Source organism: Bradyrhizobium sp. USDA 372, from assembly GCF_053629095.1.
On record NZ_JBRJHR010000001.1, the window covers coordinates 6149243 to 6164440 of the forward strand.

The 15198-nt window shown below is 65.0% G+C and carries 9 protein-coding genes; 2 read left to right on the forward strand and 7 right to left on the reverse strand.

The window, feature by feature from the left end; translation table 11 throughout:
* Positions 1-3 precede the first annotated feature (3 nt).
* Genes glgB through AB7M16_RS28755 form a run of 3 tightly spaced genes read right to left on the reverse strand, consistent with a single transcriptional unit; the run spans position 4 to position 7386 of the window.
* The gene (gene glgB / locus AB7M16_RS28745; RefSeq protein WP_212254498.1) at positions 4-2142 is read right to left on the reverse strand and encodes a 1,4-alpha-glucan branching protein GlgB; all 2139 of its coding nucleotides are present in this window, start codon (positions 2140-2142) and stop codon (positions 4-6) included.
* Positions 2135-5428 carry a maltose alpha-D-glucosyltransferase gene (gene treS, locus AB7M16_RS28750; RefSeq protein ID WP_453945810.1) on the reverse strand — a complete coding sequence of 1098 codons (3294 nt, stop codon included), beginning with the start codon at positions 5426-5428 and terminating at the stop codon, positions 2135-2137. The genes glgB and treS overlap by 8 nt, the downstream gene beginning before the upstream one ends.
* Before the next feature lie 11 nt (positions 5429-5439).
* Positions 5440-7386 (reverse strand): maltotransferase domain-containing protein, encoded by a 1947-nt coding sequence (locus AB7M16_RS28755; protein ID WP_453945812.1) that lies wholly within the window; start codon positions 7384-7386, stop codon positions 5440-5442.
* A gap of 204 nt (positions 7387-7590) precedes the next feature.
* Between AB7M16_RS28755 and malQ the strand changes: the two genes are divergently transcribed.
* The gene (gene malQ / locus AB7M16_RS28760; RefSeq protein WP_453945813.1) at positions 7591-9552 is read left to right on the forward strand and encodes a 4-alpha-glucanotransferase; all 1962 of its coding nucleotides are present in this window, start codon (positions 7591-7593) and stop codon (positions 9550-9552) included.
* 30 nt (positions 9553-9582) lie between these two features.
* The gene (locus AB7M16_RS28765; protein ID WP_453945815.1) at positions 9583-11382 is read left to right on the forward strand and encodes a glycoside hydrolase family 15 protein; all 1800 of its coding nucleotides are present in this window, start codon (positions 9583-9585) and stop codon (positions 11380-11382) included.
* A 211-nt stretch (positions 11383-11593) separates the two neighbouring features.
* On the opposite strand, the gene AB7M16_RS28770 is transcribed toward AB7M16_RS28765, so the two are convergent.
* Genes AB7M16_RS28770 through zwf form a run of 4 tightly spaced genes read right to left on the reverse strand, consistent with a single transcriptional unit; the run spans position 11594 to position 15192 of the window.
* A complete protein-coding gene (locus AB7M16_RS28770; RefSeq protein WP_453945816.1) occupies positions 11594-12406 on the reverse strand; it encodes an HAD family hydrolase in 813 nt (270 codons plus the stop codon).
* The gene (locus AB7M16_RS28775) at positions 12403-12945 is read right to left on the reverse strand and encodes a gluconokinase (protein ID WP_271499657.1); all 543 of its coding nucleotides are present in this window, start codon (positions 12943-12945) and stop codon (positions 12403-12405) included. The genes AB7M16_RS28770 and AB7M16_RS28775 overlap by 4 nt, the downstream gene beginning before the upstream one ends.
* On the reverse strand, positions 12932-13681 hold the full coding sequence (gene pgl, locus AB7M16_RS28780) for a 6-phosphogluconolactonase (protein ID WP_453947278.1): 750 nt from the start codon (positions 13679-13681) through the stop codon (positions 12932-12934). The genes AB7M16_RS28775 and pgl overlap by 14 nt, the downstream gene beginning before the upstream one ends.
* On the reverse strand, positions 13681-15192 hold the full coding sequence (zwf, locus tag AB7M16_RS28785) for a glucose-6-phosphate dehydrogenase (protein ID WP_172786878.1): 1512 nt from the start codon (positions 15190-15192) through the stop codon (positions 13681-13683). Before zwf ends, pgl begins: the two co-directional genes overlap by 1 nt.
* Positions 15193-15198 lie beyond the last annotated feature (6 nt).

Genomic DNA, 15198 nt, shown 5'->3' on the forward strand with positions numbered 1-15198 from the left:
CGATCAGCTTTCCGGAACGAGGAAGATCGCAGCGAGCGGCGGAATGGTGAGGCGGAGCTCGCCGCCCTCGGCCTGGACTTCGCCGATATTGCCGACATTGCTGCCGCCATAATGGGCGGAATCGGAGTTGAGCACTTCCTTCCACTTGCCGCCGAAGGGCACGCGAACGCGATAGTTCTGGTAGACGTTGGGCGAGAAGTTGACGATGACGATACACCGCGCGTTCTCGTCGAACCCCTTGCGCAGCCAGGCGAATACGTTGCGATTGGCATCGTCCGTGATCAGCCATTCGAAGCCGGCCTGCTCGCAATCCATCTGGTGCAGCGCCGGCACCGCGCGGTAGAGCCGGTTGAGGTCGCGGATCAGGGCCTGGATGCCGGAATGGACCTTGTACTCGAGCAGGTGCCAGTCGAGCGACTGGTCGTGATTCCATTCGCGGCTCTGTGCGATCTCCGCGCCCATGAACAAGAGCTTCTTGCCGGGATGGCCGAACATGAAGCTGTAATAGGCGCGCAAATTGGCGAAGCGCTGCCATTCGTCGCCGGGCATGCGGCCGAGGATGGAGCGCTTGCCGTGCACGACCTCGTCATGCGACAGCGGCAGGATGAAGTTCTCCGAAAACGCATAGTGCAGGCCGAACAGGATCTCGCCGTGATGATGCTTGCGGTGAATCGGATCCTTGCTGATGTAGTTCAGCGTGTCGTGCATCCAGCCCATGTTCCATTTGTAGCCGAAGCCGAGTCCGCCGAACTCGACAGGGCGCGAGACCTGGGGCCAGGCGGTGGATTCCTCCGCGGCCGTGGTCGCCTGCGGGAAGCGGGCGAACATCTCCGTGTTGAAGCGGCGCAGGAAGTTGATCGCCTCGATGTTCTCGCGGCCGCCATACTGGTTCGGGATCCACGCGCCGGGCGGCCGGCTGTAGTCGAGATAGAGCATGGACGCGACCGCATCGACGCGCAGGCCGTCGATGGCATAACGCTCCATCCAGAACAGCGCGTTCGACACCAGGAAGTTCGTCACTTCGGTTCGGCCGTAATTGTAGATCAGCGTGCCCCAGTCGAGGTGGCGGCCCTGCAGCGGGTTGGCGTGCTCGTAGAGCGCGGTGCCGTCGAAATGGCCGAGCCCGTGCGGGTCGTCCGGGAAGTGACCCGGCACCCAGTCGAGCAGCACGCCGATGCCTTCGCGGTGGCAGGCATCGATCAGCGCCGCAAAATCCTCAGGGCTGCCGAAGCGGCTGGTCGGCGCATAGAGGCCGGTCGGCTGATAGCCCCATGAGCCGTCGAACGGGTGCTCGCTCACGGGCAGGAATTCGAGATGGGTGAAGCCCATGTCGCGCGCATAGGCCGGCAGCTGCTCGGCAAGCTCGCGATAGGTCAGCCATTCATTGTTGCCTTTGCGCCGCCACGAGCCGAGATGAACCTCGTAGATCGACATCGGTGCCGACATTGCATTGATGCCTTCGGGCGCCGGGCGCGGCCGCGGCAGATGCGCCTCGTCGAACACGATCGACGCCGTCTTCGGCCGCAACTCGCTGGCGAATGCCATCGGATCGGATTTCAGCGGCAGCAGATGACCATGCGGTCCGACGATCTCGAACTTGTAGTGATCGCCTGCCTTCGCATGCGGGATGAACAATTCCCAATAGCCGTTGCCGCGCACCCGCATCGGATGGCGCCGACCGTCCCAGAAGTTGAAGTCGCCGACCACGGAGACGCGCCGCGCATTCGGCGCCAGCACGACGAAGCCGATGCCGTCGACGCCCTCGAGCCGCAGGGGATGCGCACCTAGCTTGTCGTAGAGGCGCTGATGGGTGCCTTCGCCGAGCAGGTAGAGGTCGAAATCGGTCAGGATCGGCGGAAAACGGTAGGCATCCTCGAACTCGACGACGTTGCTGCCGAACTTGGCGCGCAGCTGGTAGTGCTTCGAGCCATTGGGCAGGGCGCCGATGAACAGGCCGGAATCGTGGACGCGGTCGAGCGGCGCGACCTCGCCGTGGTCGCCGACCGCCTCGACATTGGTAGCCTCGGGCAGAAATGCGCGGACCACGCTTTTGCCGCCCTCGGGATGCAACCCGAGATAGTGGAAGGGGTCGGAGTGGCGGCCCTCGATGATCGCGTAGGCTTCGGCAGGCAGTTTAGGCATGGGCTTCGCTCTCGGCACTGGACAGAATGCGAAGCAGTCCGGTCAGCGGCGCATGGAGCCCCTCAGGCCGGTGGGACAGCTCGTACTCTACGTCGTGGAACGCTCGGTCTAGCAGGAAAAATTTCAACAGGCCTTCCGCGCATGACCGATCGTCCGGCCACAGCCTCCGGTCAGTCATGGCTTCGCGGTAGGCGGACAGGAAGGTCGCGGTGGCGCGCTCGCGCCATTCGTCGAGCGCGGCGGCGAGCCGGTCCTGCTCGTCGGAGGCGCCCGTGAGCGCGCGGCCTAGCGCCGCGTTCACCGAAAGGTTGATGGAATGGATCAGGCCGGCGACGTCGCGGGCGGCCGGCGCCTTGCGGCGCTTGTTGGCCAGCGGCACACGCGGATCGCCGTCGAAGTCGATGATGAAAATATCGTCCTTCACGATCAGAGTTTGCCCGAGCCGGAAGTCGCCATGATGACGGATGTTCAACCCGCCGATGTCCGATGGCAAGAGCGCATTCAGGCCGTCGAACAGGCTACGGCGTGCGGCGACCAGCCGGTCGATCAGGGGCCGGTCCGCCTCCCGCAGCCCGTCGCGGCTGTCGGCCAGCCGCTCGAGAACCCGCTCGGCACGCGCCTTGAGGTCGGAGAGCCAGGTCCTGATCTGGGCCGGCTCGATCGGCACGGGCGCGAGATCGTCGGGCTTTGCCGCGGCGAGCGCGACGTGCAGCTCGGCAAGCCGCCGGCCGATCTGCGCGATGAAATGCAGATACGGCGCCTGCTCCTGGGTTTCGCGCGGCATCTCATCGGCCGGCGCCAGGCGCTGCTCGTCGACATAGCGATCGAGATACCCAGTCGTCACGGTCCAGCCGTCGCCCTGGTTCTCGACATAGGCGTGGAGCACGCCGAGCGCGCTGCGCTGGTTATTGTCGACAAGCTCGACGCTGCCGAGCAGCGCCGGCGTGTTGGCGAAGCGAGCGACCTCGGTGAGATAGCGGCCGATCTCGATCTCGGGGCTGACGCCGCTTTCGAGCCGGCGATAGATCTTGGCGACGTACTTGTTGTCGACCAGCGCGGTGCTGTTCGATTGCTCGATGGCGCGGATGCGTTCGGGCTCCTTGATGGTGTAGTCGGCGAACCGGCTGGTCGCCTTGAACTCCAGCCGCAGATTGTTCTCCTCCACCACCAGGTTTTGCGACAGGCCCCGCAGGAACAGGCCGATGAAGATCTGCTCGGTCGCGACGTCGAGCAGCGTGCCCTCTCGCGCACCCTGGCGCACGGCGGCGAGCGCCTTCGGGTTGAAGCGTTCGCGGTCGAAGCGCACCCACTCGATCTGCATCGGCATCACGTAGCGCGTGGTGACGTCGTTCCGCGTCGTCTCGAAGAACGCGATCCAGGGTCTGTTGTCGCCGATGTCGCTGAACGGCACCGCTGAGGTGAGCGTGGCCTTGATCTGCTTGGGATTGTGCTCGGGATACCAGCGCGTCCGTGACAGGAAGCCCGGCAGCACGTCGCGCTCGAACACCCCGCGCTCGCGGGCGAGCGAGACCCAGTTCGAATTCACCGGCACCACCAGCGTCTCGAATTCCGGCACTGCGCGCGGAATCACCGGCTCCGACTTGTCGCGCTCCTGAAGCTGGAACCAGTAGAAGCCGTAGGGCCCCAGCGTGATCATGTAGGGCAATTCGCCGATCGCGGGAAAGCGCGTGCGGCCGAGCATTTCCTGCGGAATGCGATCCTTCCACGGCGACAGGTCGAGCTCGGTGGCCTGCGCGGCGCGCGACAGATTGGCGACGCAGAGGATCACCTCGTCGCGGTATTGCCGGACATAGGCCAGCACGGCGCGATTGGCCGGGCGGATGAAGGTCATGGTGCCGCGTCCGAAGGCGAGCGTCGACTTGCGCACCGAGATCAGCCGCTTGGTGGCGCTGAGCAGCGAGGACAGGCTGCGCGACTGCGCCTCGACGTTCACGGATTCATAGCCGTAGACCGGGTCCATGATCAGCGGCGCGTAGAGCCGGGCCGGGTCGCAGCGCGAGAAGCCGCCGTTGCGGTCCGGGCTCCATTGCATCGGCGTGCGCACGCCGTTGCGATCGCCGAGATAGATGTTGTCGCCCATTCCGATCTCGTCGCCGTAATAGATGATCGGCGTGCCCGGGAACGACAGCAGCAGCGAGTTCATCAGCTCGATCTTGCGCCGGTCGTTGTCCATCAGCGGCGCAAGGCGGCGGCGGATGCCGACATTTATGCGCGCGCGGGGATCGTTGGCGTAGGTGGTCCAGAGATAGTCGCGCTCGACGTCGGTGACCATCTCCAGCGTGAGCTCGTCGTGATTGCGCAGGAACAGCGCCCATTGGCAGCTCGCCGGGATATCAGGCGTCTGCCGCAGGATGTCGGTGATCGGGAAGCGGTCCTCCTGGGCGATCGCCATGTAGATGCGCGGCATCAGCGGGAAGTGATAGGCCATGTGGCACTCGTCGCCACGGCCGAAATATTCCTGCACGTCCTCCGGCCATTGATTGGCCTCGGCCAGCAGCAGCTTGCCCTTGGAATACGCGTCCAGCTCCTGGCGCAGCCGCTTGATGATCGCGTGGGTCTCGGGCAGGTTCTCGTTCGAAGTGCCCTCGCGCTCGCACAGATACGGAATGGCATCGAGCCGGAAGCCGTCGACGCCGGCATCGAGCCAGCGCTTCATCACCTGGATGATGGCGCTGACCACGCGCGGATTGTCGAAATTGAGGTCCGGCTGGTGCGAGAAGAAGCGGTGCCAGTAGAACGCGCCGGCCTCGGGATCCCAGGTCCAGTTCGACTTCTCGGTGTCGGTGAAGATGATGCGCGTGCCCTGGTACTTCTGGTCGGTGTCGCTCCAGACATACCAGTTGCGGGCGCTGGAGCCCGGATGGCTGCGCCGCGCGCGCTTGAACCATTTGTGCTGGTCCGAGGTGTGGTTGACCACCAGCTCGGTGATGACGCGCAGGCCGCGCTTCTGTGCCTCCTGGATGAAGCGCTTGAAGTCCTTCATTGTCCCGAAATCGGGATTGACCGCGCCGTAATCGCCGATGTCATAGCCGTCGTCGCGGCCGGGCGAGGGATAGAACGGCAGCAGCCACAGCGCGGTGACGCCGAGCTCCTGCAGATAGGGCAGCCGCTCGGTCAGCCCGGCGAAGTCGCCGATGCCGTCATTGTTGCTGTCGGCGAAGGCCTTGACGTGGAGCTGGTAGATGATGGCGTCCTTGTACCAGAGCTCATCCACGACCTCGGCAGCCTCAACCTTCTTGGTATCGACGGAAGACAGAACATTCATGGCGTGACCCCTTACGCCAGGCAGCGGAACAGAAGTGCCGGATCGCGGTCGGGATCGATACGCAACTTGATGCCGCCCCATTCGATGCGGGATTGTTCGCCGGTGAGCAGGTTTTCGAGTGTCGTCACATGGTGACGCCGTCCGCCGACGTCAACGGTGAGATCGCCGAGCGGCAGCCAGCATTCACGGACATGACGCGACAGCGCGATCACGACGACGACAATGTTGGCCGGATCGGCTGCCTCCTTGACGAAGGCGATGGTCTCGCCGTCCTCGATGGCGAGAAAGCGCAAATTCGCGGTCTGCTGAAGCGCCGCGTTGTCGTTGCGGATGCGGTTGAGCGCCGCGATGTAGGGCTTGATGTTGCCGGGTTTGTCCCAGTCGCGCTGCCTGATCTGGTACTTCTCGGAATCCAGATATTCTTCGCGGCCGGGAATGGCGTCATGCTCCAGCAGCTCGAATCCGCTGTAGATGCCGTAATTGCCTGACAGCGTGGCCGCCAGCGCGACGCGCGACTTGAAGGCCCAGGCCTCTCCGCTCTGGAGGTGAAAGGGCAACAGGTCAGGCGTGTTGACAAACATGTGCGGACGATAGAAATCGCGTTCGGGATAGCGCGTTAGCTCGCCGAGATATTGCTGCAGCTCCCACCTCTCTGTGCGCCAGGGAAAGTACGTGAAGGACTGCGCGAAGCCGAGCTTGGCGAGGCCCTTCATCAGCTTTGGCCGTGCATAGGTCTTGGAGAACAGGATCACGTCGGGATGACGGCGGCTTATGTCGCGGATCAGCCATTCCCAGAACGCAAGCGGCGCGGTGTCGTGATTGTCGATGGCGAAGATGGTCACGCCCTTGTCGATCCAGAACAGCATGGCATCGCGAAACGCGTTCCAAAGCTTGAGGCGATCGACCGAATTGAAATCGGGGATGACGATGTCGGAATAGGGGCCGTCCGCCGCCTTCACCGAGCGGTCGGGCCGCCATTTGAACCATTCCGGATGCTGCGTCAGCCAGGGATGATCCGGCGAGCACTGCACCGCGAAGTCCAGCGCAAGCTCGATCCCATACTCGAGACACGTGGCGACCAGCGCGCGAAAATCCTCGATCGTGCCGAGCTCCGGATGCAGCGCGTCGTGGCCGCCCTCGACCGAGCCGATCGCATAGGGCGAGCCGGGATCGCCTTCACCGGCCACCGGCGCGTTGTTGCGACCCTTGCGGCTTGTCTTGCCGATGGGGTGGATCGGCGTGAAGTAGAGCACGTCAAAGCCCATCGCGGCGATGTCGGGAACGCGCGCGATGCAGTCGCGCAGCGTGCCATGCCGGCCCGGCCATGCGCCCTGGCTGCGCGGCATCATCTGATACCAGGCGCTGAAGCGCGCCTTGTCGCGGTCCGCGGTCAGCGGAAAGAATGGCGAGCGCGTCAGGTCCGGCCGCGACTGGCTCTCGGCCATGGCTTCGCCGAGCTCGGTCGCGAGCAGCGAGGTGATGTCGCCGTTCCTCAAATAGTCCTCGCACTGCCTGATGATGATCGCTGCGGCGTCCTGCTGCGCGCCATGCGCCTTGGTCAAAAGGCCGGCGCCCTCGATCGCATCGAGGTGGACATCGGCCCCGGTGCGCCGTTTTCGCGTGACGGCGTGCGACCAGGTGGCGAACTCGTCGGTCCAGGCTTCGATCGCGTAGACATATTGGCCGGGCTCGGGGGGCGTGAACGCGCCGGACCAGCGGTCATTGCCGTGATGGGTCATCGGCTCGCTCCGCCATTCGCGCTCCTGCTCTCGTCGCCAGATCAGCGCGGCTGATATCACGGCCTCGCCATCGCGGTAGATGTCGGCCCAGACCTCGATCCGTTCGCCCGCGATCCGCTTCACGGCGAAGCGGCCGCCGTCGATCGCGGGATAAACGTCCTCGATCAGGAAAGCGCTGCCGGCCGCGGCACTCTCGACAGTTTGAATTGTCTTGTTCACGGTGATGCCATTGACAAGAAAGCAGGAGCCCGTTTCCCTTGTCGGGAACCCACGCTTGGTACCATTATAGAAAGCCGCTTGTGTGTCATTGGTTCCCTCGGGAACGGCAAGCGCAGTTTGCGAGTTACCCCTGACTAACCTCTTCCGCGATCTCGTTAAAATCGATGCCCCCGGCCAAACCATGGCCTGCAAGCTGCGTGCCGAATGGATCTTTTAGCTCAAGCCCGGATCAAGGGCGTTCAATCCGAATTCATCGATGCCCTCGGCAAGCTGCGGGTCACCGCGCCCGAGGCCCTCAAATCCATCCTCGACGCCCTGCCGGAGAAGCGGGTCTATCGCTTCGTCAGCGGGCCGGTCGTGGTGCGTGCCCTCGGACATCCGCGCACGGAATTGGCCTCGATCGGCGCCCCGCCGCTGCAATGGAAAATTTCCGGCAACGGCAATGTGATCGCGGCAGGCGAGACGCGCGAGCCCGTGATCGCCTGGCCCGCGGGCCTGGCGCTCGGCTATCACCGCCTGACGCTGACCGATGCCGAAGGTGCCAGCGAAGACGTGCCGATGATCGTGGCGCCCGAACGCTGCTTCGGCGGCGATTTCGATCGCGGCTGGCTGCTTGCCGTGCAGCTCTACAGCGTCCGCTCCGGCCGCAATTGGGGCATCGGCGATTTCACCGATCTCGCCGGCCTGGTCAGGCTCGCCAAGCAGCTCGGGGCCGATGGCGTCGGGCTCAATCCGCTGCATGTCCTGTTCGACGACCACCCGGCCGATTGCAGCCCCTATTCGCCGAACAGCCGGCTGTTCCTCAACCCGCTCTATATCGACGTCGAGGCGATACCTGAATTCTCGGCCGACCTCGTCCCCGACGCGGCCGCGACGGCCGCCCGTCTGCGCAAGGGGGATCGCGTCCCTTATGCCGACATGGCGGCGCTGAAATGGCTGGGCCTGCGCGCCGCCTTCGACAGCTTCGTCAGAAGCGCGAGCGGGGCGCGTCGCAAGGTGTTTGACGCCTTCCGTGCGGAGCGCGCGCCGCTGTTGTCCCGTTTTGCCTGCTTCGAGGTGCTGCGGCATCGCTTCACCGGACCCTGGTGGGAATGGCCGCAAGAGTGGCAGCAGCCGGATGAGGCGAAATTCGCCGAGCTGCGCAACGGTCCGGACAGGCGCGAGGTCGAGTTCGTCGAATTCGTGCAATGGACGGCCGACAGCCAGCTGCATGCGGCCAAGGAGCTCGCCAGCCAGCTCGGCATGCGCGTCGGGCTCTATCTCGACGTTGCCGTCGGCGTGCAGTCCAACGGCTTCGATGCCTGGAACGAGCAGACGGCGATCTCGCGTCATCTCGCGGTCGGCGCGCCGCCCGACGTGCTCAATACCATCGGCCAGGATTGGGGCCTTGCCGGCTTCAACGCCGGTGGGCTGGAAGCGCAGTCCTTCGTCCCCTTCGCCGACATGCTCGCGGCCTCGATGCGTCATGCCGGCGCCATCAGGCTCGATCACGTGCTCGGCCTGAAACGGCTTTATCTCGTGCCGCGCGGCTTCAAGCCCGACAACGGCGCCTATGTGCAGATGCCGTTCGAGGCGCTATTGGCTGCCGTGGCGCGCGAGAGCGCGGCCCATAAATGCATCGTGATCGGCGAGGACCTCGGCACCGTGCCGGAAGGTTTCCGCGAAATGATGCAGGATTTCGGCATCTGGTCCTATCTCGTCATGATGTTCGAGCGCGACGATGCCGGACATTTCCGCAATGTCGACCATTACCGGCCCAATGCGCTGGTGACGTTGAACACGCATGACCTGTCGACCTATGCCGGCTGGCGTTCCTTTAGCGATCTCAGGATGAAGCGCTCGCTCGGGCTCGATCCCGGCGAGAACGACCAGGCGCGCTGGGATGCGCTCGGCAGGCTCGACGAGATTCTGGGCCAGAACGGCATCAACGCCAACGATGTGTACTCTGTGCTCGCGTTCCTCTCGCGCACGCCCTCGCGGCTGCTTGCGGTGTCGCTGGAGGATCTGCTGGGCGTGATCGACCAGCCCAACATCCCCGGCACGATCGACGAGCATCCGAACTGGCGGCAGCGCCTTCCGGTCGCGCTCGACGAGATCGCGTCCAAGATCGATCTCGCAGCCTTGAAGGCCGCGACACGGGAACGTTCATTGCCCGGCGGGAGTTGAACGGCCGGGCATTGCAAGGCTCGCACGACATTGTCTCAGAGGATCGAAGACTATGCGCTGATCGGCGATTGCGAGACCGCGGCGCTGGTCGGGCGCAACGGCTCGATCGACTGGCTGTGCTGGCCCGCCTTCGATTCCGACGCCTGCTTCGCCGCCATTCTCGGCACCCACAAGAACGGGCGCTGGCTGATCGCGCCATGCGAGGACGCAACCCGCATCTCGCGGCGCTATCACGATAATACCCTCATCCTCGAAACGCGATTCGAGACGAAGAGCGGCACGGTTGCGCTGATCGACTTCATGCCGCCGCGCGGCAAGGCGTCCGACATCGTGCGGCTGGTGCGCGGCCTCGGGGGCACCGTGAAGATGCGGATGGAGCTCGTGATCCGCTTTGGCTTCGGCGCCGACATTCCCTGGGTGCGGCGGATGGATCATTCGCTGCTGGCAATCTGCGGCCAGGACATGACGGTGCTGCGAACACCCGTCGACACCCGCGGCGAGGATCTGACGACGATTGCCGAATTCGAGGTCGGCGCGGACCAGACCGTGCCCTTCGTGCTGACCTACGGCCCCTCGCATATCGAGCCGCCCGCGCCGATCGATCCCGAGGTCGCGCTCCAGGAGACCGAAACGTTCTGGCGCGATTGGTGCGGCCACTGCACCCGCGACGGCGACTACCAAGACCTCATCCTGCGCTCGCTGATCACGCTGAAGGCGCTGACCTTCGCTCCGACCGGCGGCATCGTCGCGGCACCCACCACGTCCTTGCCGGAAAAGCTCGGAGGCAGCAGGAACTGGGACTACCGCTTCTGCTGGCTGCGCGATGCCACCTTTACGCTGCTGGCGCTGATGAACTCGGGCTACACCGAAGAGGCCTCGGCCTGGCACAATTGGCTGCTGCGCGCGGCGGCCGGCTCGCCTTCGAACATGCAGATCATGTACGGCATCTGGGGCCAGCGGCGGCTCCTGGAATGGGAGGCGGCCTGGCTCGCCGGCTACGAGGGCGCGCTGCCAGTGCGGGTCGGCAATGCCGCCCACGCCCAGCTCCAGCTCGACGTCTACGGCGAACTGATCGACGCCTTCCATCAATCGCGCATGGCCAAACTCAAGCTCGACGACGAGAGTTGGGCGCTGGAATGCGCCGTGCTCAATCATCTCGCCGAGGTCTGGGACCAGTCCGATCACGGCATCTGGGAGCGGCGCGGCCAGCCCAGGCACTACGTGTTCTCCAAGGTGATGACCTGGGTCGCCTTCGACCGCGGCATCAAGAGCGCCGAGACCTTCGGCTTCAAGGCGCCGCTTCTGCACTGGCGCACCTTGCGCGATGCGATCCACCGCGACGTCTGCACCAGGGGCTTTGACGCGGAGGTGGGCGCCTTCGTCGAATCCTACGGCACGAAGCTGCTCGATGCCAGCGTGCTGCTGCTGCCGGCCGTCGGCTTCCTGCCGGCGTCGGACCCGCGCATCTGCGGCACCATCGCCGCCGTCGAGAAATGCCTGATGCGCGACGGTTTCGTGCTGCGGCACGATCCGCGCGAGCTGCCTCCGGGACAGCCGCCGCTCGAAGGCGCGTTCCTGGCCTGCAGCCTCTGGCTCGCCGATGCCTATGTGCTGTCGGGTGATCTCGACAAGGCGCAGGAATTGTTCGATCGCGTGGTCGGCGTCGCCAATGACGTCGGGCTGCTCGCCGAGGAATACGATTCCGTCGCCCGCCGCCAAACCGGCAATTTCCCGCAGGCGCTGACCCACATTGCGCTGGTCAACACGGCGCATAACCTCTCGGCTGCACGGCAGAAGAGCGAGAAGCCGGCGATGCAGCGGTCGAAGTAGTAGCAAGAGCCGTCAGGCTCTTTTGCCTCCACAAGGACGGTGCTCCCCCTCTCCCGCTTGCGGGAGAGGGTTGGGGAGAGGGCTCTCTCCGCTGGGCGAGAACCCCCAAGAGGAGAGAACCCTCACCCGCCGCGCGGGACGATGCTTCGCATCGCCCGGGACGCGGCGACCTCTCCCGCAAGCGGGAGAGGTGACCCGACTGGCAGCCCGTCTAGCCAACCCCATTCCGCGTCAAGATCATCTCCATCGCCTCGGCAAAGCCGTCCTGCTCGTTGCTCGCAGTGACATGCGTGGCCTCGTCCTTGACGTTGTCGGCGGCGTTGCCCATCGCGATCGAGGTGCCGCTGACGCGGAACATCGCGAGATCGTTCTGCATATCGCCGATGGTGGCAACCGCGTCGGTCGAGATGCCCAAGCGCTGGGCCATGGCCTGCACGAACGTGCCCTTGTTGAAGCCGGGCGGGGTAACGTCGAGATAATAGGTCTGCGAGCGCACCGCGGTGGCCTCACTGCCGAGCGCCTCCTGCATCGCCTTCTCGCAAGCGGCGAGCCCGACCGCATCGGCGCTGGCGCCGACGATCTTGCAGGCGCTCGCAAGATACGGCGAAAAGTCGGTCACGATGGTCGGATCGGCGCGGATCGTGTGCTGCTCGTGCGCGACGTAGCTGCCGCTGGGATTGTCGATCAGCCATTTGTCGGTGGTGAACAGCCAGATGTCGGCGCCGTAGTCGCGGAGGATCTGCAAGGCGCGCTCGGCCGCGCGCGCCGGAATCAGGTGCTGCTCGACCGGCCGCATCTCGGGATCGACGATCGAGGAGCCGTTGAACGGGCCGACCGGCAGCCACAGCGCCAGCGGCTCGATCAAAAAGCGCATGCCGATCGCCGGCCGGCTGGAGGTGATGGTGAAGCCGATGCCGGCCTGGTGCAGCCGCTGCACCGCGCGTCTTGCGCGCTCGGTCAGCGTCTTGTCCTTGGTCAGCAGCGTGCCGTCGACGTCGGAGACCACGAGTGAGATTTGCGTCATGGCAAGACCTTGGGTATTGCGCCGCCCAGCTTCAATTGCCGCACGATGCCGTCCACGATCGCCTCGACGGTCTCGTCGATCGAGACGGTGATGACGTGCTCGCTCGCCTCCGGCGGCTCCAGCGTCTCAAACTGGCTGGTCAACAGTCCGGGCGGCATGAAATGTCCCTTGCGCTGCGCGAGCCGTTCGGCGATCAGCTCCTTGGTGCCCTTCAGGAACACGAAGCGGACGTCGTCGCGGCCGCGCAGCAGCACGTCGCGATAGGCGTGCTTCAGCGCCGAGCAGGCGATGATGACGTGCCCGCCGCGACCGCACACCAGCGCGATCTCGTCGGCGATGGCATTCAGCCAGGGCCAGCGGTCCTCGTCGGTGAGGGGATGTCCGGCTCGCATCTTCTCGACATTGCTGGCGGGATGGAAGCTGTCGCCGTCCTCGAAACGCCAGCCCAGGCGCTCGCCGAGCGCCTTCGCAACCGTGCTCTTGCCCGAACCCGACACGCCCATCACGATCAATGCACAAGGTGCTTCAGCGCGGCCCACGAATTTCCTCCGGAAGCGCGGCTTTGTCGACCAGCCAGACGGTCTCGCCGTTCGAGCGCGCGCGTAAGGCCGGCAGATTCTCGCCATTGACGAGGCGCGTCAAGATCGGCTGCTTGTCGTGCCCGGCAATCTCGAACAGCATCTCGCGGCAGGAGGCCAAAGCGGGCAGGGTGAGCGAGACCCGCGGCACGAACGGCGCGACGTTCGCCTTGGGCACGCCGACGACCCAGCGTCGGGTCTCCTCGATCTCGGGGTAACCGGGAAACAGCGAGGCGGTGTGGCCGTCCGGCCCCGCGCCCATCAGGACGAGATCGAACAGCGGGCGGGCCGGATCGAGCTGGTCTGCGCCATAGAAGGCCTGCAGCTCGCGCGCATAGCCCGCCGCGGCGGCATCGGGATTGTCAGCCGTGGTCGGGATCGGGTGGATATGGCCGGCGGGCGCATCGCGGTCGAGAAAGGTCGCGCGCGCGACCGCCATGTTGTTGAGGGGATCGCTTTCAGGCACGAAGCGCTCGTCGCCGATGAACCAGTGCACGCGGTCCCACGGAATCCTGCTGCGCCAGGCCTCGCTGCCGAGCAACTGATACAGCTTCTTCGGGCTGGAGCCGCCGGTGAGGCAGACCGCGATGCGGCCGGGATTGGCCGCAATCCGCGCCATCACCCGTTCGGCCGCGGCGCGGGCGAGAGCTTCGGCATCGGCCTCGACGATCAGCTTTGGCTGCTCGGCCAGAGCCATCACGAGTACTTCCGCCAGCTGCGCCCGTCGCGCCGGAGCAGCTCGTCGGCGCAGGCAGGGCCGTCGCTGCCGGCTTCATAGGTTTCGATGCCGTTGGTGCCCGCGCTCTTCCAGGCGTCCAGGAACGGCTGCACGGCCTGCCATCCGGCCTCGACACCGTCCGCGCGCTGGAACAGGATGTTGTCGCCGATCATGCAGTCGTAGATCAGCGTCTCGTAGCCGGTCGAGGGATCGGCGCGGAAATAGTCGCCGTAGCGGAACTTCATCTCGACACCATCGATGGTGACGCTCGGCCCCGGGACCTTGGCGTTGAACTGGAGCTCGATCGTCTCGGTCGGGGCGATGCCGATGGTGAGGAAGTTCTGCGACAGGCGGTCGACGTCCGTGCCTGAAAACATCGACAGCGGCGCCTGCTTGAACTTGATCGCGACCTCGGTGCGCTTGTGCTTGAGCGCCTTGCCGGTGCGCAAATAGAACGGCACGCCGGCCCAGCGCCAATTGTCGATCATCAGCTTCAGCGCGACATAGGTCTCGGTGGTGCTACCAGGCTTGACGTCCGCGGTCTTGCGATAGTCCGTGATCTCGTCGTCGCCGATGCGGCCGGCGAGATATTGCGCGCGCACCGAATTCTTCAGCGCCTCTTCCCGGCTGGGCTGCTGGATCGCGGTGAGCACGTCCGCCTTCTCGGAGCGCACGGAATGTGCGTCGAAGCGGGCGGGCGGCTCCATCGCGACCAGCGACATCAGCTGGAAAAGGTGGTTCGGCACCATGTCGCGCAGCGCGCCGGTGGCATCGTAGAAGCCGCCGCGGTGACCGACGCCGAGCTTCTCCTCCACGGTGATCTGGATGTGGTCGATGTGGTTGCGATTCCAGATCGGCTCGAACATGCCGTTGGCAAAGCGCAGCACCAGGATGTTCTGCACCGTTTCCTTGCCGAGATAATGGTCGATCCGGTAGATCTGGTGCTCGTCCATGATCTTCAACAGCTCGGCATTCAGCGCGCGGGCCGAGGCAAGGTCGGTGCCGAACGGCTTTTCGATCACGAGCCGCCGCCAGGCGCCGTTCTCCTTCATCATGCCGGTGCGGCCGAGCTCCCGCGCGGTCGGCGCGAACGCGGCGGGCGGCGTCGCCAGATAGAACAGCCGGTTGCCGCCGGTGTCCTGCGCGCATTCCAGCGAATCCAGATGCTGGTGCAGGCGGTCGAAGGAGGGCGGATCCTTCGGATCGGCCTCGACGAAGGTCACGCATTCCAGCAGCCTCGTCGCGATGTCGTCGTCGACGGGACGCGTCGCAAATTGCCGCAAGCCCTTCAGCAGGCTGTCGCGCAGCTCCTCATCGGACTGGCCCCTGCGGGCGACGCCGACGACGCAGAATTTTTCCGGCAACAGATGCTCGGCGGCCAGATTGTAGAGCGACGGCATCACCAGACGATGGGTGAGATCGCCGGTGACGCCAAAGATGACGAAGGCGCAATTTTCCGGCTTGCGCTTTGGCTGCGGGTCTTTTGTCACGAATAG

Excerpts from the sequence above, each read along its gene's own strand:
- treS (WP_453945810.1), bottom strand. The coding sequence starts at position 5,428 with ATGAATGTTCTGTCTTCCGTCGATACCAAGAAGGTTGAGGCTGCCGAG.
- AB7M16_RS28770 (WP_453945816.1), bottom strand. The coding sequence starts at position 12,406 with ATGACGCAAATCTCACTCGTGGTCTCCGACGTCGACGGCACGCTGCTG.
- pgl (WP_453947278.1), bottom strand. The coding sequence starts at position 13,681 with ATGGCTCTGGCCGAGCAGCCAAAGCTGATCGTCGAGGCCGATGCCGAA.
- malQ (WP_453945813.1), top strand. The coding sequence starts at position 7,591 with ATGGATCTTTTAGCTCAAGCCCGGATCAAGGGCGTTCAATCCGAATTC.
- glgB (WP_212254498.1), bottom strand. The coding sequence starts at position 2,142 with ATGCCTAAACTGCCTGCCGAAGCCTACGCGATCATCGAGGGCCGCCAC.